This window comes from Flavobacterium sp. (genome assembly GCF_044339515.1).
Lineage (GTDB): Bacteria > Bacteroidota > Bacteroidia > Flavobacteriales > Flavobacteriaceae > Flavobacterium.
Window position 1 is genome coordinate 18,622 of the sequence record NZ_JBIIVK010000009.1, and the last position, 16,365, is coordinate 34,986.

Below are 16,365 nucleotides of genomic sequence, written 5' to 3' on the forward strand. Positions count from 1 at the left end.
AGCGACCTTAGGAGCTCTTGCCGAGGCTTACAAAACTTTTGTTTTGAAAAAAAACTTGTAGAGAAAAGCCGGAATAGCTTCTGAAAAATAAGTATTTTTGCCAAAAATTAGTTGTATGCGAATTGATATTATCACGGTTTTGCCTGAGCTTTTACGAAGTCCTTTTGAGGCATCGATTTTGAAACGTGCCATTGATAAGGGTTTGGTGGAAGTACACGTGCATAATTTGCGTGATTATACGACCAACAAGCAGAAAAGTGTGGACGATTATCAGTTTGGTGGTGGTGCCGGAATGGTGATGTCGATTCAGCCGATTGACGATTGTATTGCGAAATTGAAGAGTGAACGCGACTATGACGAGGTGATTTATATGTCGCCCGATGGGGAAACGCTGAATCAGAAAATGGCGAACTCGATGTCGATGCTGCACAATATTATAATTCTTTGCGGACATTATAAAGGAGTTGACCAACGGGTTCGCGATCATTTTATTACGAAAGAAATCTCGATTGGTGATTATGTGCTTTCGGGTGGCGAATTGGGTGCGGCGGTGTTGAGTGATGCGATTATTCGTTTAATTCCGGGTGTTTTGAGTAATGAAACGTCGGCTTTGACGGATAGTTTTCAGGATAATTTGTTGTCGGGACCGATTTATACTCGTCCGGCAGAATACAAAGGTTGGAAAGTACCTGCTGTGTTGTTGAGCGGAAATTTTGCAGAAATTGATAAATGGCGTGAGAATCAAGCGTATGAACATACGAAAAATAGACGACCGGATTTGTTGGAGGAATAAGTTAACTGTTCTCGGTTGTCTGTTATCCGTTGAGGCGGTTTTGTTTTCACTATCTTTGTTATTGAAATTCCAATTTTATGCACACAAATTTACGAACGGTAAATGTTACTCGCTACATCACGCCTTTGCGAGAAGGTGGTTCTTTGCCTGCATTGGCCGAAGCCGATGATGATTTTAAGTATGTTTTAAAATTTCGTGGTGCCGGTCACGGTGTGAAAGCGTTAATTGCCGAATTTTTGGGTGGTCAAATTGCTAGATTTTTAGGTTTGCCTGTTCCTGAATTGGTTTTTGCCCATCTCGATGAAGCTTTTGGAAGAACCGAAGGCGATGAGGAAATTCAGGATTTATTGCAAGGCAGTCAAGGTCTAAATTTAGGTTTACATTTTCTTTCGGGAGCTTTGACTTATGATGCAGCTGTGAATGATTGTGATGCTCTTTTGGCATCCAAAATTGTTTGGTTAGACGCATATATTACGAATGTCGACCGTACTTTTAAGAACACCAACTTATTAATTTGGAAAAAAGAACTTTGGTTAATTGACCACGGTGCGGCTTTTTATTTTCATCATTCATGGGATAATTGGAAAGCCAATGCGTTGACTCCGTTTTCCTTGATTAAAGACCACGTTTTGTTACCGAAAGCCACTCGTTTAGAGGAAGTAAACACCGATTTTACTTCAAAATTAAACGATACTGTTTTACGTGAAATCGTCAATCAAATTCCGGAAGAATGGTTACTTTGGGAAGATCAAGCAATAACGCCAACTGAAATAAAAGAAGTTTATTTTCAATTTTTGTCCATTCGATTGGCCAATGCATCCTTATTTTTAAAACAAGCACAAGATGTCCGCTCCACACTTATATGAGTACGCCGTAATTCGCGTTGTACCAAGGGTGGAACGTGAAGAATTCATTAATATTGGTTTGATGGTTTTTTGTAAACATCAAAAATATTTGCGGATTCAATATGAAATTTCGGATGAAAAAATTCGTTTTTTGGATGCTGAATTCGATTTATCTCAATTAAAAATAAATTTAGAAGCGTTTTCAAAAATCTGCTCTGGCAAAAAAGACGGTGGGCCAATTGCTGCTTTTGATATGGCAGAGCGATTCAGATGGTTAACCGCCGTGAAGAGTTCGAGCATTCAAACATCAAGACCTCATACAGGTTTGAGTGTTGATTTAGATGGTACTTTTGAACGATTGTATTTGGAGTTGGTGTTGTGATTGAATATGAGTTCTTCCTTTAAAAAATTAGAAAAAACAATATGACTCCAATCAAAACAGCCCTTCTAGCCTACGGACTTTCCGGTAAAATTTTTCACGCTCCTTTTTTGGCGACTAATGAAGGATTTGAATTGTATGCTGTTTTAGAAAGAAATACGCAAAAAGCAAAGAATGATTTTCCGGATGTAAAAAGTTATGTTTCGTTAGAAGAACTTTTGGTTGATGATACGATTGAATTGGTAGTTGTGAATACGCCAAACAACACGCATTTTGAATTGGCTAAACAATGTTTGCAAGCAAAAAAACATGTTTTGTTAGAAAAACCGGCAACAGCTACTCCAGAGGAATTTTTGGAATTAATGGAATTAGCCAAATCGGTAAAAAAACACCTTTTAATTTATCAAAATCGACGTTGGAGCAGTGATATTTGTGCTGCGAAAGAAATTATAAAATTAGGTAAATTAGGCGATATTGTTGAAGTTCATTTACGATTTGATCGTTTTCGTCCCGCTATTAGTGCGAAAGGATTTAAAGAAAATGAATTGCCCGGAAGCGGAATTTTGTATGATTTAGGTTCGCATTTAATTGACCAAGCGATTTCAATTTTTGGTAAACCGAAAAAGCATTATGTCCAAAAAGGAATGTATCGCAATGGCACTTTGGTGGATGATTACGCGTTTGTGCATCTTTTGTTTGAGAATCAGGTGAATGCTTTTATAACTGTGAGTATGCATGTATTGGATATTCAACCCGGCATTGTGATTCACGGCACAAAAGGAAGTTTCATCAAAGATTTTTGCGACGAACAAGAAAATCAATTGATGGCAGGAATGGCTCCCAATCATCCTGATTTCGGATTGGAATTGGAAAACAAAGAAGGGAAATTGACTTATGTTGATGAAAATAACAATGTAATTACTGAACTAGTTCCATCTCAAAAAGGCAATTTTAATGGTTTATTTGATGAAGTGTATGAATGTATTCGGAATGAAAAACCGTTTTCTGTTAGGAATGAGGAGATTTTGGAGCAGATAACCTTACTCAACACAAAATAAAAATCAACCAATTTAATTGTAATTTCAAAATAAATTGTAAATTTGCACCCACATTTGGACCAACCTCTGACGATAATCGTGTATGTTGCTCTGATAATCACTATTTTAACTTAATTGTTATGGCAGATTTAATGAAATTCGTTCAAGACGAATTTGTTACAAAAAAAGACTTTCCGGAATTCGGAGCAGGTGATACTATCACTGTTTATTATGAAATTAAAGAGGGTGAAAAAACAAGAACACAGTTCTTCAAAGGAGTAGTAATCCAAAGAAGAGGAACTGGAGCAACTGAAACATTCACTATCCGTAAAATGTCTGGAGCTGTTGGTGTGGAAAGAATTTTCCCGGTTAACATGCCCGCTTTACAGAAAATTGAATTGAACCAAAGAGGTAAAGTGAGAAGAGCTCGTATTTTCTACTTCAGAGACCTTACCGGTAAAAAAGCAAAAATCAAAGAAAGAAGAAGATAATCAACTTTCTACTCATAAAAAGTCCCGTTTTGAAATTCAGAACGGGATTTTTTATTCTCATCAATTTTAACAACTCACTCAATTTTTAATTCGTTTTTTATCAAATTCTTAATTTTTAAAGTTCAGATTATCATATCCATAATTCAATCGTTTTCGTTGGAAGAATCTGCCTAAATTCCGCTTCGTTTTTCTTATCTTTGTATTCCTGATTTTTCAGGAATCGTTACAAACAAACACAAACAACTAATACCATCATGTCAAAATCCAAAATTATTTATACAATTACGGATGAAGCTCCCATGCTTGCTACTCATTCGTTTTTACCTATTGTAAAAGCTTTTACTTCTCCTGCAGCTATATCCGTTGAAACCCGTGACATTTCATTAGCCGGACGAATTATTGCTAATTTTTCTGAGTATTTAAAAGAAGATCAACGAATCAACAACGATTTAGCCGAATTAGGTCAGCTAGCCACAACTCCGGAAGCCAATATCATTAAACTCCCAAATATTTCCGCATCTGTTCCACAGTTAAAAGAAGCGATTGCTGAACTACAAAAATTAGGCTACGCTATTCCTGATTTTGTTGAAAATCCACAAACCGAAGAAGAGAAAACCATCAAAGCTAAATTTGCTAAAGTATTAGGTTCGGCTGTGAATCCGGTTCTACGTGAAGGAAATTCCGATCGTCGTGCTCCGAAAGCTGTTAAAAATTATGCTCGTAAACATCCGCACAGTATGGGTGCTTGGAGTGCCGATTCAAAAACGCACGTTGCTCATATGACCGGTGGCGATTTTTATGGAAGTGAGCAATCGGTTTCAATACCGGAAGCAACTACTTTCAAAATAGTTTTTGAAGCAAAAGATGGTACATCAAAAGTTTTAAAAGACACTACGCCTTTAAAAGCAGGCGAAATTATTGATAGTTCGGTAATGAATTTGAATAGTTTAAAAAAATTCATTGCCAATGAAATTGAAGATGCAAAAGCGAAAAATGTTTTGTTTTCTGTCCATTTAAAAGCAACCATGATGAAGGTTTCCGACCCTATTATTTTTGGAGCTATTGTAGATGTTTTCTTTGCCGATGTATTTGAAAAATATGCCGAATTGTTCAACGAATTAGGCGTAAATACTAAAAACGGTTTGGGTGATGTGTATGCTAAAATTTCCGGTCATCCCAAACAAGCAGAGGTTGAAATTGCATTAACGGAAGTAATGGCAAAAGGCCCGGCAATCGCAATGGTGAATTCGGATAAAGGAATTACTAATCTTCATGTTCCATCTGATGTGATTGTAGATGCTTCGATGCCGGCGATGATTCGAACTTCCGGTCAAATGTGGAATGCTGGAGGAAAACCTCAAGATACGAAAGCGATTATTCCGGATAGATGTTATGCCGGAATTTATACTGCTACGATTAACTTTTGTAAAAAACACGGAGCATTCGACCCAAAAACAATGGGAAGCGTTCCCAACGTTGGTTTGATGGCACAAGCTGCGGAAGAATATGGTTCACACGATAAAACATTCCAAATAGATGACTTTGGTACAGTTAAAGTAATTAATGGTGAAGGTGCTGTGTTGATGCAACAAGCAGTGGAAAAAGGCGATATTTTCAGAATGTGTCAAGTAAAAGATGCTCCTATTCAAGATTGGGTAAAATTAGCCGTAAACCGTGCGAGATTATCCAACACACCAGCTGTTTTTTGGTTGGATGAAAACCGTGCTCACGATAGACAAATTATTGAAAGAGTCAATTTATATTTAAAAAATCACGATACAAGCGGATTAGATATCCGAATTTTAAATCCGGTTGAGGCGACTACTTTCACGTTAGAAAGAATTATCAAAGGATTAGACACGATTTCTGTAACCGGAAACGTGTTACGTGATTACTTAACTGATTTATTTCCGATTTTGGAAGTTGGAACTTCGGCTAAAATGTTATCAATTGTTCCGTTAATGAATGGCGGCGGATTGTTTGAAACCGGTGCCGGTGGTTCTGCTCCAAAACACGTAGAACAATTTATTGAAGAAGGCTATTTGCGTTGGGATTCATTAGGCGAATTTTTAGCTCTTGGCGTTTCGTTAGAACATTTAGGTCAGTCGTTGAATAATGCAAAAGCGTTGGTTCTATCAGAAACGTTAGATTTAGCGACAGAAAAATTCTTAGAAACCGATAAATCGCCTGCTAGAAAAGTAGGTCAGATTGACAACAGAGGTTCACATTTTTACTTGGCTTTCTATTGGGCTCAGGCGTTGGCAGAACAAAATAAAGATGAAGAATTAAAAAACCTCTTCACTCCTATTGCCAAAGAATTAACTGAAAATGAAGCCAAAATCAATGAAGAATTAATTGGTTCGCAAGGCAAAAAACAAGAAATAGGTGGTTATTACAAACCTGATTTTAAATTGTTAGAAAAAGCGATGCGTCCGAGTTCGACATTAAACGCTGTCTTAGCGAAGTTGAGTTAGAAAATATATTTTCTCATTACAAAAAAGACAATCCTAACCGATTGTCTTTTTTTATTCCCTACTAAACCCTAAATTTATAAAATCGAAAAAAAGTTTTAGGTTCTTCCCAACCTTTTGCCAACTATTGTGCTCTTTATAAGAAAGCAAACCAATTGTGATGGAAAAAAATATCATTCAAGCCTGCAGAAAAATGCACCGAGACGCCCAGCGGAAGGTGTATGAGCACATGGGACCCAAATTGTATCACCTATGCAAACGGTATCTCAAAAAGGAGGAAGAAATAGAAGAAGCTTTGGCCGATGCATTCTACACTATTTTCACCAAAATTGATCAATTAAAAGAAGACCATGCGTTTGAAGCTTGGGCTAGAAAAATCACAGTCAATCAGTGTTTACTCACGTTGCGGAAAAATGTGAATTTTAATTTGTATTTAGATGATGTCAAATTAGCGTCGCAACCTACAACGGACGAAATTACTGATTTGGAGGAGGAAGATTTACTGAATCTGCTTCAACTGATTCCCGATGGCTGCAAAACTATTTTTAATCTGTTTGTCATCGAAGGGTATTCACACAAGGAAATTGCATTGCAATTAGGCATCTCAGAAGGTACTTCAAAATCACAATTGAACGCTTCCAAAACCAAATTGAAAGAGTTAGTGAACAATTTTTATTATCAAAAGGCAAAATAGTTATGAAAAATCAAGATAAATTATACGATAAAATGAAACAAGCGGCAAACAATGCCGAAGCAAATTCATTTCCCGGAATGGAAAAAGTCTGGGCACGAGTAGAAGAAAAATTAGACAAAAAAGAAGACAAAAAAGTAATCGCTCTTTGGAAAAAAATAGCCGTTGCTGCCTCTCTCCTATTGTTTGTTTTCATTGGATATCAGTTTTTAAAATCAGATAAAGAAATTATTACAATTGAAAATCCGATTGTGATTGAAAATAAGGATACAATTCAAAATGTTGCTCCTTTACAAATTGAAAAAACAGAAGAAGAAGTGGTTGTTTCTACTGATGTTGAAACGGAGAAGAATTCAAATGCTGAACCAATTTCAAAAGAATCAATCCTAAAAAATTCTATTAAAAAAGAACAACAAGTGGTTTCTGTTTTTAACGACAGTTTGATGAAATTAAATGATTTAATTGCTTTAGATGAAGAAAAAAGTAAATTGATTTCCAAAGAAATTCCAACGGTAAAAATTTCAAGCGAAGAATTAAATAAACTCACAGGAGAACGATTGATTACGGGAGTTGTAGTAGACAATTCAAATCTACCTTTACCAGCTGTTAGTGTAATTATTAAAGGAACTTCAAAAGGAACACAAACAGACTTCGATGGTAAATTCTCTATCAAAGCCAAAAAAGGCGAAACATTGGAGTTCAGTTTTGTGGGGATGGAAAAACAAACCGTTAAGATTGAAAATTCATCTAATTACAACATAGCTTTAGTTGATAATAGTCAATCGCTTGAAGAAGTTGTTGTTGTAGCTTATGGTACTCAAAAAAAACAATCTGTAACCAATTCAGTTACATCTGTAAGTTCTAACGAAATTAAAAAAGATAGAAAAAGAAATAAAGAGAAAGGTTCAAATACGGTTTCTGTTGAAACAGCAAAAACGAATCAAAATACTAAAATTGCTAAATTAGACCAGATTTTGCAAGGCCAAACAACTGGTCTTACAATTTCAACTGGTTCTGGCCAGCCAGGTACAACTGCAACAGTAAGAATAAGAGGAACATCTTCAATTACTAATTCAAAACATCCTCTTTACATTTTAGATGGTAAGCCCATTTCTGCAGATGATTTTGCATCGATAAATCCTAATGATATTGAAAGCTTATCCGTTTTAAAAGATGCTTCAGCAGCAACTTTATATGGTAGTCGCGGCAACAAAGGCGTAATCGTCATTACATCCAAAAGCGGAAAAGTTGAAAAATTGTCCAAAAGACAACTCAAAAAGAAACTAAAAGAATTAGAAGAAGCTCAAAAACAAGCACCCATTCATTGGCCGGTTAATGATCCAACGCAAGATGAATCGTATGAATCCTTTGAAGAAAACGCCTTTGAGAGTCCGAGTACAGCACCGCTTTCTACGTTTTCGATTGATGTGGATAATGCATCGTATACCAACATTCGTCGATTTATCAACAACGGGCAAATCGTTCCGAAAGATGCAGTTCGGGTGGAAGAAATGGTGAACTTTTTCAAATATAAGTATGCTGAACCAACCAATGAACATCCGTTTTCCATTCACACCGAATACAGCGATTGTGCCTGGAATAACAATCATAAAGTGTTGAAAGTTGGTTTGCAAGGCAAAAATATTCCAACAGATAATTTACCGGCTTCCAACTTAGTTTTTCTGGTTGATGTTTCCGGTTCGATGAACGATCAAAATAAGTTGCCATTGCTCAAACAATCGATGAAAATTTTGGTGGAACAACTCCGTAAAAAAGATAAAGTTTCCATTGTGGTTTATGCCGGAGCAGCCGGATTGGTTTTGCCACCCACTTCAGGCGACGATAAAAAGACCATCATCGATGCATTAGAAAATTTGCAAGCCGGCGGAAGCACAGCTGGTGGTGCAGGAATTGAATTAGCCTATAAAATTGCTCAGGAAAATTTTGTCAAAAACGGAAATAACAGAGTGATTTTAGCTACTGATGGCGATTTTAACGTAGGTGCATCATCTGATACTGATATGCAAACGTTAATTGAAGAAAAAAGAAAAAGTGGTGTTTTCCTCACTTGTTTGGGCTACGGAATGGGCAATTACAAAGACAACAAAATGGAAACCATTGCCAACAAAGGAAACGGAAATTATGCTTACATTGACAACTTTCAAGAAGCCAATCGCTTTTTAGGAAAAGAGTTCAAAGGCTCAATGTTTGCCATTGCGAAAGATGTAAAAATTCAAATTGAATTTAATCCGCAACACGTTCAGGCTTATCGATTGATTGGTTATGAAAACCGAAAATTGAAAGACGAAGATTTTGTGAATGATGCCATTGATGCCGGTGAATTAGGAAGTGGTCACACCGTTACAGCTTTGTATGAAATTATTCCGACCAATGTGAAAAGCGACTATTTTAAAGAACCGATTGACTTGAAATATTCTAAAACAGAAAATTCTTCAACCGTTTTTGGGAATGAATTGGCGACTATCAAATTCCGATATAAAAAACCGGATGGTGAAAAAAGTATCGAAATGGTTCAAGTGATTGAAAACAAATCAATGCACATTGAAAATTCATCCGATGATTTTAAATTTTCATCCGCCGTAGCTTGGTTTGGATTGAAATTGAGAGATTCAAAATTGGTTCAAAACAAAGACAGTGAAGCTATCAAGACCTTAGCAAAAAAAGGACTTTCCAACGATGACGATGGTTATAAAGCAGAATTTATCCGATTAGTTGAAACCGTAAAATAAAAAATTGGTTATACTGAAAACCTGACAATTAGCCCAAATTGTCAGGTTTTTTATTAACCGTACTTTAACAACTGATGTATAAAATTTCTGAAAAAAAATCATCAATTTTGTTAAAAAAATTACTCATGTCGTTAAACAAAATTTTATTGACAACTTTGATGACTTTTGGGCTATTATTTTCATCAACAGCCCAAGAGAAATACACAATCAGCGGAACCATTTCCGACCAAAACAGTAACGAAACACTTTATGGTGTGAATATCATTTCTACCGAAACAAAAACAGGTGCAACTACCAATGAATATGGCTTTTATTCGATTTCTTTGCCCAAAGGAACTTATTTAATTCAAATTAGTTATGTTGGTTTTCAAACCATTGAGGAAACAATTGTTTTAGACAAAAATATCCGAAAAAACTTTTCCTTATTCGAATCGAGTCAGCAATTAAGCGAAGTCGTTTTAACCGAACGAAAAGCCAAAGCAGAAATTCGCAAACCAGAAATGAGTGTGAACAAACTTTCTATCCAAGAAATCAAAGAAATGCCGGTTTTATTGGGAGAAGTGGATATTATAAAATCGTTACTCACTTTACCAGGTGTCACCAGTGCCGGTGAAGGTCAGTCCGGATTCAACGTTCGTGGTGGTGGTGCCGATCAAAATCTGATTTTGTTAGACGAAGCAACCATATACAACTCTTCCCATTTATTTGGATTATTCTCCGTTTTTAACCCAGATGCCATTAAAGATTTAAAATTGTATAAAGGCGGAATTCCTGCTCGTTATGGCGGAAGATTATCGTCTGTTTTGGATATATATCAAAAAGAAGGTAACAGCAAAGAATATCATGTTAATGGTGGAATCGGCATCATTTCCAGTCGATTAATGGCGGAAGGTCCGATTGTAAAAGACCGTGGCTCATTTTTGGTTGCAGGAAGAGGTTCGTATGCTCACTTATTTCTAAAACTAACTGACAATGACAATTCGGCCTATTTTTATGATTTGAATACAAAATTGAGCTACAAAATAAATGAAAACAACAACGTGTATTTTTCAGGTTATTTTGGTCGTGATGTATTTAGTTTGAATAATGCTTTTTTGAATACGTATGGAAATGCGGTGTTGAATTTACGTTGGAATCATTTGTTTTCGGATAAATTATTCAGCAATATGTCATTCATTTATTCTGATTATTACTATGGTTTGGAACTGGATTTTGTTGGATTTGAATGGAATAGCGGAATCAAAAATTATAACTTCAAATACGATTTCAAACATTATTTAAGTGATAAATTGAAATTAACCTATGGTTTGAATACGATTTATTATGATTTTAACCCCGGTAAAATTGAACCTAGCCGTCCTGATTCAGGTATCAACGAAGATCAATTGGATAAAAAATATGCATTAGAATCGGCAGTTTATGTGGATGCAGAACATCAATTATCTGAAAAAATAACTGTTTCCTATGGTTTTCGATTCAGTAACTTTTTACGTTTAGGTAATCAGACATTGAATGTGTATGAAAACAATCAAGCTGTGAATTTTAATGCCGATTTTCAAGTCTATGAAAGTGCCACTCCGATTGGAACCGTTTCCTATGGAAAAAATGAAACGATTGCCAGTTTCAACAATATCGAACCACGTTTTTCTGTTTCGTATGCGTTGAATGACAATCAATCCATCAAAGCAAGTTATAATCGAATGAGTCAGTATTTGCATTTGATTTCAAACACACAATCTCCTACTCCACTGGATGTTTGGGCTCCAAGCGATAACTTTTTGAAACCGCAACTATTAGATCAATATGCGATTGGTTACTTTCAAAATTTTAAAAATGATGAATATTCCATTGAAGTAGAAACTTATTATAAAAACATCAAAGACCGCGTAGATTATATTGACGGAGCCAATTTAATTGCAAATGAAGCGATTGAACGAGTAGTTTTAAACGGACGAGGAAGAGCGTACGGTTTAGAAGTTTTATTTAGAAAAAATGCCGGTCGATTCAACGGATGGTTGTCTTACACTTTAGCCAGAACAGAACAGCAAGTGGTAGGAAGAACGCCGGAAGAAACCGGTATAAACAATGGAAACTGGTACAAAACAGGTTTCGATAAACTGAATGATATTTCGATTGTTGGAAATTACAAATTAAATGAAAAATGGCGTTTTGGGGCTAATTTTTCCTTACAAACCGGTCAGCCTGTCACCTATCCAAACGGTCAGTATGAATATTTAGGAATCACCGTTCCAAGTTTTGATAACCGTAACGAAGACCGTTTACCAACCTATCATCGTTTGGACGTATCAGCCACTTTGACACCTTCTAAAAACAAAGGCAGAAAGTGGCAAGCCGAATGGGTATTCGGATTTTATAATCTCTATAACCGACAAAATGCGGCTTCTATTACTTTTCGACAAAACGATGAAACGGCTAGAAATGAGGCGGTTCGTTTATCCATTTTCGGAATTGTTCCGAGTGTAACGTATAATTTTAAATTCTAAAAAAATGAAACATTTTAAATATAGTTTATTCATGCTGCTTGCGTTTTTAACCTTTGGATGTGAGGAAGTTGTAGATGTTGATTTGAATACAGCTCCACCTCGTTTGGTTATTGAAGCTTCCATTAATTGGTTGAGAGATACTCCCGGAAATATCCAAGCTGTAAAATTATCAACCACTACCAATTATTTTTCGGAGGAAATTCCGCCTGTCACGGATGCGTTGGTTACCATTACCAATAGTGAAGGGACAACATTTACATTTACTCAAATTGAAGAGCCTGGATTGTATATCTGTACAGACTTTGTTCCGGTTCTAAATGAAAACTACACATTGACCGTGGTTTATGACGGTGAAACGTATACGTCAACCGAACGATTATTAGTTACTCCGGCAGTTACACGCGTTGAACAACGCAATGATGGTGGTGTCTTGGGTGATGAAGTAGAAGTAAAATTCTTTTTTGATGATATTCCAAATGAAACAAATTTTTACTTTTTAGGAATTTTTGATCCTTACAAAGTTATACCGGAATATGGTGTTTTAGAAGACCGCTTTTTTGAAAACAATGAAATGTTTGGTTTGTATTTTAGTGAAGATTTAAAAACCGGCGATACGTTGACATTCACGATGAACGGTGTTTCACAAAATTATTTCAATTACCTTAATATTCTTTTATCACAAGCCGGAAATAATGCGGGTCCGTTTAGCACACCTACTTCTACGGTTCGAGGTAATATTATCAATCAAACCAATTTTGATAATTTTGCATTGGGTTATTTTAGGTTGAGTCAGACGGAAGTGAATGAGTATATTATTGAGTGATTTTTTTAAAAAAATTTCCTCCTGAAAGCACTGAAAAAAACTGAAAAGATTCTATAATTTTTATACCTGACAGGTTTTAAAAACCTGTCAGGTATAATTCAAAAACCATAGAAAAAACCATGTCATCACACCACATTGTAAAAGACGATCAAGAACCCGCACTTATTATTGCCAATGGTGCTTCTTGTAGCGAAGAATTGCTAGGTCAATTATTAGAATGGTCGCCTATTGTTATTGTCTTAGATTCAGCGGTTAGTCGTGTGATGGAGTTAGGTATCAAAATTGATATTTTATTAGGAGATTTTGACCGCGATTTTGATGCCGATTATTATAAAGAAAAACAATATCCGCTTGAAATTATTCATACACCCGACCAAAATAAAACCGACTTAGAAAAAGCTTTTGATTATTTGGTTGAACGGAATATTCTCGCTGTCAACGTGGTTTGGGCAACCGGAAAAAGAGCCGATCATACGATTACCAATATCACATCCATAGTAAAGTTCAGGGATAAACTAAAAATAGTTCTATTTGATGACCATTCCAAAATATTTCTACTTCCCAAAAAATATGAAAAATGGTATCCCAAAAACACTGTCATTTCTTTGATTCCGATTGGAGCGGTTCATGGCATTCATTCTCAAAATTTATTTTATCCCTTAGAAAATGATTCACTTAGAATTGGTTACAGAACCGGAAGCAGTAATCATGTAGCAGAAGATGGAATCGTTCGTATTGATCACGAGGAAGGCGATTTAATTCTAATGGAATGTTGGGATTAAAAAAAATGCCCGTCCTAGAACGAGCATTTTACTTATAATTTTATGATTTTTTATTACTTGCATTCGTTAAATTCCTTTACAATCGTAATCAAATTGTCTTGAATTTTCAAATCAAAAGCTCCACTTGTAATTTCATCTGACAAATGTTTACAAGAACTTAAGTACTCGGCTAATTCTTTTGAAAGGTTTTTATTATTTCGCTTGTCAATCATTTGACCAACCGTTTGACTTTTTAACTTTATAACAAAAACCTCATCCTCTACCGGGTCAATGTAAACAGAATTTCCGTTTTCTGTAAACACTTCTTTGTAAAAATAAGCATTGTTAAAGCCCAAAGACATGGCATTTGATAATTTTTTGGCCGCATCACCTTTCACTTTCATTCCTTTATAACCGGTTTCTGTACCGTCACTATTTTTTACAAAAAATGTAACATTATCTTTGGCAGAAAGTGTAATAATACGTTCTTTACCTTTTTCGTTTAAATATTTTATGGTCACATTTTTACCATAATTATCAATCGCATCCACTACTTCAGTATTTCCGGTTTGATGAACATCTAATTTTTCAAATTGAGCTGTTAAGGTTCCTTCATATTTAACCCCTTTTTCATCAACCGCATAGCCTGGAACATTGTAAACATTTACACTTCTTTCTTTGGCTAATTTTATTTTTTCATTCAATAAATCTTGCTTGTATTGTTTCGCCTGACGGCCTAATGTAATATCACGATAAACCAACTCACCCATTAATTCCACAAAAAAACTGGTATTATCAGGCCCACTGTATCTTTTTTCTGCGGAATAAGTAAATTTACTATCGTTAAACAAGGTTACTTCTACATCATTATTCACATTTCCTGTGATTTTTGCGGAAGCCACTTTTATATTATCTAAGTCAAATACATCGGCAAAATTGTTATTTCCAAATGCAGTGTAGGGACTTCCGATTACTTTTCCAACAATATTAGTTCCGGCTGTTCCACCAAACATTACCGTTCCGTCTGTTTTTACAAAAGGACGGTATTTTGCAATCTTAGCTTCTTTTTCTTTTTTAGAAGCAATCACATCAATTTTTGCTTGTAAAGATTTATCGCCAATGCTTTCGCGTTCAACAGCAAAAAATGCATCGATTTTTGCTTGGTTAAAGCCGTTAGCATCAAATAATTCATATTTAGCCGACAATAAATGCATGATAATTCGCGATGAATTAAACGATGTAATTAAGACCTCATAAGGAATTTCTGTCTTCTTCGTTCCGTCTGCATTGGTAATCACCAACCATTGATTGATAATGGTCTGACCTTCCATTAAGGATTTGTATTCGGCTGTAAACTGTTTGGTATTGTTTAAATCAAAAAATACGCATTGGTCACGTACTTTATCATTAAAAATAGCAACCTCTTTTTCGTCAATTAAAATTCTGTCTTTCTTCGTCTTTATTTTTTGTGCAAATGAAAAAAACGGAACGAGTAGAAATAAGTAAAAAATGGTTTTCATAGTATATTTTTTTAAAGTGCAAATATACAATTTCTTGTTCTATACCAATTAAAAATCAATCATTTTCACTTTGCTTTCAGTTAGTTATAGGCAAAAAGGAAAGATGCTGTTTTTAGCCTATCAAAATCATTGCAAAATGAATTTATATCATTTTAAAAAAGTAAATTTGTTTTAATTGAATTTCAGAAATCATTTCCATTGAAAAATAATCCAAACAAAGAAAAATCAACGCTACATCCGCGAAATAAACACCGTTCTCGCTATGATTTTGACGTTTTATTCATCAAAACCCCTGAATTAAAATCGTTTGTTTTTAAAAACGAACACGGAATTGAAACCATCGATTTCAGCAATCCTTTGGCAGTAAAAATGTTGAATAAAACTTTGCTTAAAACCTATTATGGTATTTTGGATTGGGATTTACCCGAAGATTATCTTTGTCCACCCATTCCCGGAAGAGCAGATTACATTCATCATATAGCGGATTTATTGGCAGAAGTCAATCAGAATAGCATTCCAACCGGAAATAACATTATGGGTTTAGATATTGGTGTGGGTGCCAATTGCATCTACCCCATTTTAGGAAATGCCGAATATGATTGGAGTTTTGTGGCAACCGATATCGATGCAACTGCACTTGAAAATTGTGTCACGATTATTGAAAAAAATCCACATTTAAGCGATGTAATTAGTTTACAACAACAAGTTAATGCCCGCTTTATTTTTAAAGATATTATTCAGCCCGAAGATAAATTTGCGTTTACCATTTGTAATCCGCCTTTTCATGATTCAAAAGAAGAGGCTGCCAAAAGTGCTGCTCGAAAAGTATCTAATTTAACGCAACAAAAAGCAGTTAATCCGACACTAAATTTCGGCGGACAAAACAACGAACTTTGGTGTGAAGGTGGTGAACTGGCTTTTATCACCCAAATGATTTTTGAAAGTGTCAAATATCCAAAACAATGTTTTTGGTTTACTACGTTAGTTTCTAAAAAAGATCATCTTAAAAGTATTTACAAAACCCTCAACAAAGTGGAAGCTGCGACCATCAAAACCATTGAAATGAACCAAGGTCAAAAAATTAGCCGTTTGGTTGCGTGGACGTTTTTAAGTGAAAAACAACAGAAAGACTGGAAGTTTACTATTGAATAAATGATAAAAAAAAACAATCTAATTTGTTAATTTTTAACAAAATACTTGACTTTTATAAATTGTTTCGTAAATTTGTACTCGATGAGTAATTCCTAATAATCGTGGCGGTGAAACATCTACCATAAATGTATTCTAAATACATCGTAGT

Annotated in this window: 13 protein-coding genes; 12 read left to right on the plus strand and 1 reads right to left on the minus strand. The window is 35.2% G+C overall.

The genetic code is table 11. The features are described from left to right. Positions 1 to 115: 115 nt before the first annotated feature. The 11 genes from trmD (at position 116) to ACIQ0M_RS03850 (ending at position 13,566) form a co-directional block, all read left to right on the plus strand. Positions 116 to 793, plus strand: coding sequence for a tRNA (guanosine(37)-N1)-methyltransferase TrmD (trmD, locus tag ACIQ0M_RS03800; RefSeq protein ID WP_396149884.1), 678 nt, complete (start codon positions 116 to 118; stop codon positions 791 to 793). Positions 794 to 870: 77 nt separating this feature from the next. Continuing rightward, entirely contained in the window at positions 871 to 1,659 is a 789-nt protein-coding gene (locus tag ACIQ0M_RS03805; RefSeq protein ID WP_396149886.1) for a HipA family kinase, read from the plus strand. After that, positions 1,637 to 2,020 carry a DUF3037 domain-containing protein gene (locus ACIQ0M_RS03810; protein WP_396149888.1) on the plus strand — a complete coding sequence of 128 codons (384 nt, stop codon included), beginning with the start codon at positions 1,637 to 1,639 and terminating at the stop codon, positions 2,018 to 2,020. Before ACIQ0M_RS03805 ends, ACIQ0M_RS03810 begins: the two co-directional genes overlap by 23 nt. A gap of 41 nt (positions 2,021 to 2,061) precedes the next feature. Next, the gene (locus ACIQ0M_RS03815; RefSeq protein WP_396149890.1) at positions 2,062 to 3,075 is read left to right on the plus strand and encodes a Gfo/Idh/MocA family oxidoreductase; all 1,014 of its coding nucleotides are present in this window, start codon (positions 2,062 to 2,064) and stop codon (positions 3,073 to 3,075) included. A 119-nt stretch (positions 3,076 to 3,194) separates the two neighbouring features. After that, complete coding sequence (rplS, locus tag ACIQ0M_RS03820) at positions 3,195 to 3,545, plus strand: 50S ribosomal protein L19 (protein WP_396149892.1); 351 nt, start codon at positions 3,195 to 3,197, stop codon at positions 3,543 to 3,545. A 251-nt stretch (positions 3,546 to 3,796) separates the two neighbouring features. Then, the gene (locus ACIQ0M_RS03825) at positions 3,797 to 6,019 is read left to right on the plus strand and encodes an NADP-dependent isocitrate dehydrogenase (protein ID WP_396149988.1); all 2,223 of its coding nucleotides are present in this window, start codon (positions 3,797 to 3,799) and stop codon (positions 6,017 to 6,019) included. A gap of 190 nt (positions 6,020 to 6,209) precedes the next feature. Beyond that, on the plus strand, positions 6,210 to 6,710 hold the full coding sequence (locus ACIQ0M_RS03830) for an RNA polymerase sigma factor (RefSeq protein ID WP_129464615.1): 501 nt from the start codon (positions 6,210 to 6,212) through the stop codon (positions 6,708 to 6,710). A 2-nt stretch (positions 6,711 to 6,712) separates the two neighbouring features. Next, positions 6,713 to 9,457 (plus strand): von Willebrand factor type A domain-containing protein, encoded by a 2,745-nt coding sequence (locus ACIQ0M_RS03835; RefSeq protein WP_396149894.1) that lies wholly within the window; start codon positions 6,713 to 6,715, stop codon positions 9,455 to 9,457. Positions 9,458 to 9,582: 125 nt separating this feature from the next. Beyond that, the gene (locus ACIQ0M_RS03840) at positions 9,583 to 11,961 is read left to right on the plus strand and encodes a carboxypeptidase-like regulatory domain-containing protein (RefSeq protein WP_396149896.1); all 2,379 of its coding nucleotides are present in this window, start codon (positions 9,583 to 9,585) and stop codon (positions 11,959 to 11,961) included. 4 nt (positions 11,962 to 11,965) lie between these two features. Beyond that, positions 11,966 to 12,784 carry a DUF4249 domain-containing protein gene (locus tag ACIQ0M_RS03845; protein ID WP_396149898.1) on the plus strand — a complete coding sequence of 273 codons (819 nt, stop codon included), beginning with the start codon at positions 11,966 to 11,968 and terminating at the stop codon, positions 12,782 to 12,784. Between the two features lie 119 nt (positions 12,785 to 12,903). Continuing rightward, positions 12,904 to 13,566, plus strand: coding sequence for a thiamine diphosphokinase (locus ACIQ0M_RS03850; RefSeq protein ID WP_396149900.1), 663 nt, complete (start codon positions 12,904 to 12,906; stop codon positions 13,564 to 13,566). A 53-nt stretch (positions 13,567 to 13,619) separates the two neighbouring features. On the opposite strand, the gene ACIQ0M_RS03855 is transcribed toward ACIQ0M_RS03850, so the two are convergent. Next, on the minus strand, positions 13,620 to 15,065 hold the full coding sequence (locus ACIQ0M_RS03855; protein WP_396149902.1) for a hypothetical protein: 1,446 nt from the start codon (positions 15,063 to 15,065) through the stop codon (positions 13,620 to 13,622). Between the two features lie 198 nt (positions 15,066 to 15,263). Here ACIQ0M_RS03855 and rlmF point away from each other — a divergent pair, with 198 nt between their 5' ends. After that, entirely contained in the window at positions 15,264 to 16,217 is a 954-nt protein-coding gene (gene rlmF / locus ACIQ0M_RS03860; RefSeq protein ID WP_396149904.1) for a 23S rRNA (adenine(1618)-N(6))-methyltransferase RlmF, read from the plus strand. The last annotated feature ends 148 nt before the right edge of the window (positions 16,218 to 16,365 follow it).

What these genes read in the sequence shown, in the direction of transcription:
- ACIQ0M_RS03810 (WP_396149888.1), top strand. Translation starts at nt 1,637, where the DNA reads ATGTCCGCTCCACACTTATATGAGTACGCCGTAATTCGCGTTGTACCA.
- ACIQ0M_RS03835 (WP_396149894.1), top strand. Translation starts at nt 6,713, where the DNA reads ATGAAAAATCAAGATAAATTATACGATAAAATGAAACAAGCGGCAAAC.
- ACIQ0M_RS03855 (WP_396149902.1), bottom strand. Translation starts at nt 15,065, where the DNA reads ATGAAAACCATTTTTTACTTATTTCTACTCGTTCCGTTTTTTTCATTT.
- ACIQ0M_RS03830 (WP_129464615.1), top strand. Translation starts at nt 6,210, where the DNA reads ATGCACCGAGACGCCCAGCGGAAGGTGTATGAGCACATGGGACCCAAA.
- ACIQ0M_RS03840 (WP_396149896.1), top strand. Translation starts at nt 9,583, where the DNA reads ATGTCGTTAAACAAAATTTTATTGACAACTTTGATGACTTTTGGGCTA.
- ACIQ0M_RS03815 (WP_396149890.1), top strand. Translation starts at nt 2,062, where the DNA reads ATGACTCCAATCAAAACAGCCCTTCTAGCCTACGGACTTTCCGGTAAA.
- rplS (WP_396149892.1), top strand. Translation starts at nt 3,195, where the DNA reads ATGGCAGATTTAATGAAATTCGTTCAAGACGAATTTGTTACAAAAAAA.
- ACIQ0M_RS03850 (WP_396149900.1), top strand. Translation starts at nt 12,904, where the DNA reads ATGTCATCACACCACATTGTAAAAGACGATCAAGAACCCGCACTTATT.
- trmD (WP_396149884.1), top strand. Translation starts at nt 116, where the DNA reads ATGCGAATTGATATTATCACGGTTTTGCCTGAGCTTTTACGAAGTCCT.
- ACIQ0M_RS03805 (WP_396149886.1), top strand. Translation starts at nt 871, where the DNA reads ATGCACACAAATTTACGAACGGTAAATGTTACTCGCTACATCACGCCT.
- ACIQ0M_RS03845 (WP_396149898.1), top strand. Translation starts at nt 11,966, where the DNA reads ATGAAACATTTTAAATATAGTTTATTCATGCTGCTTGCGTTTTTAACC.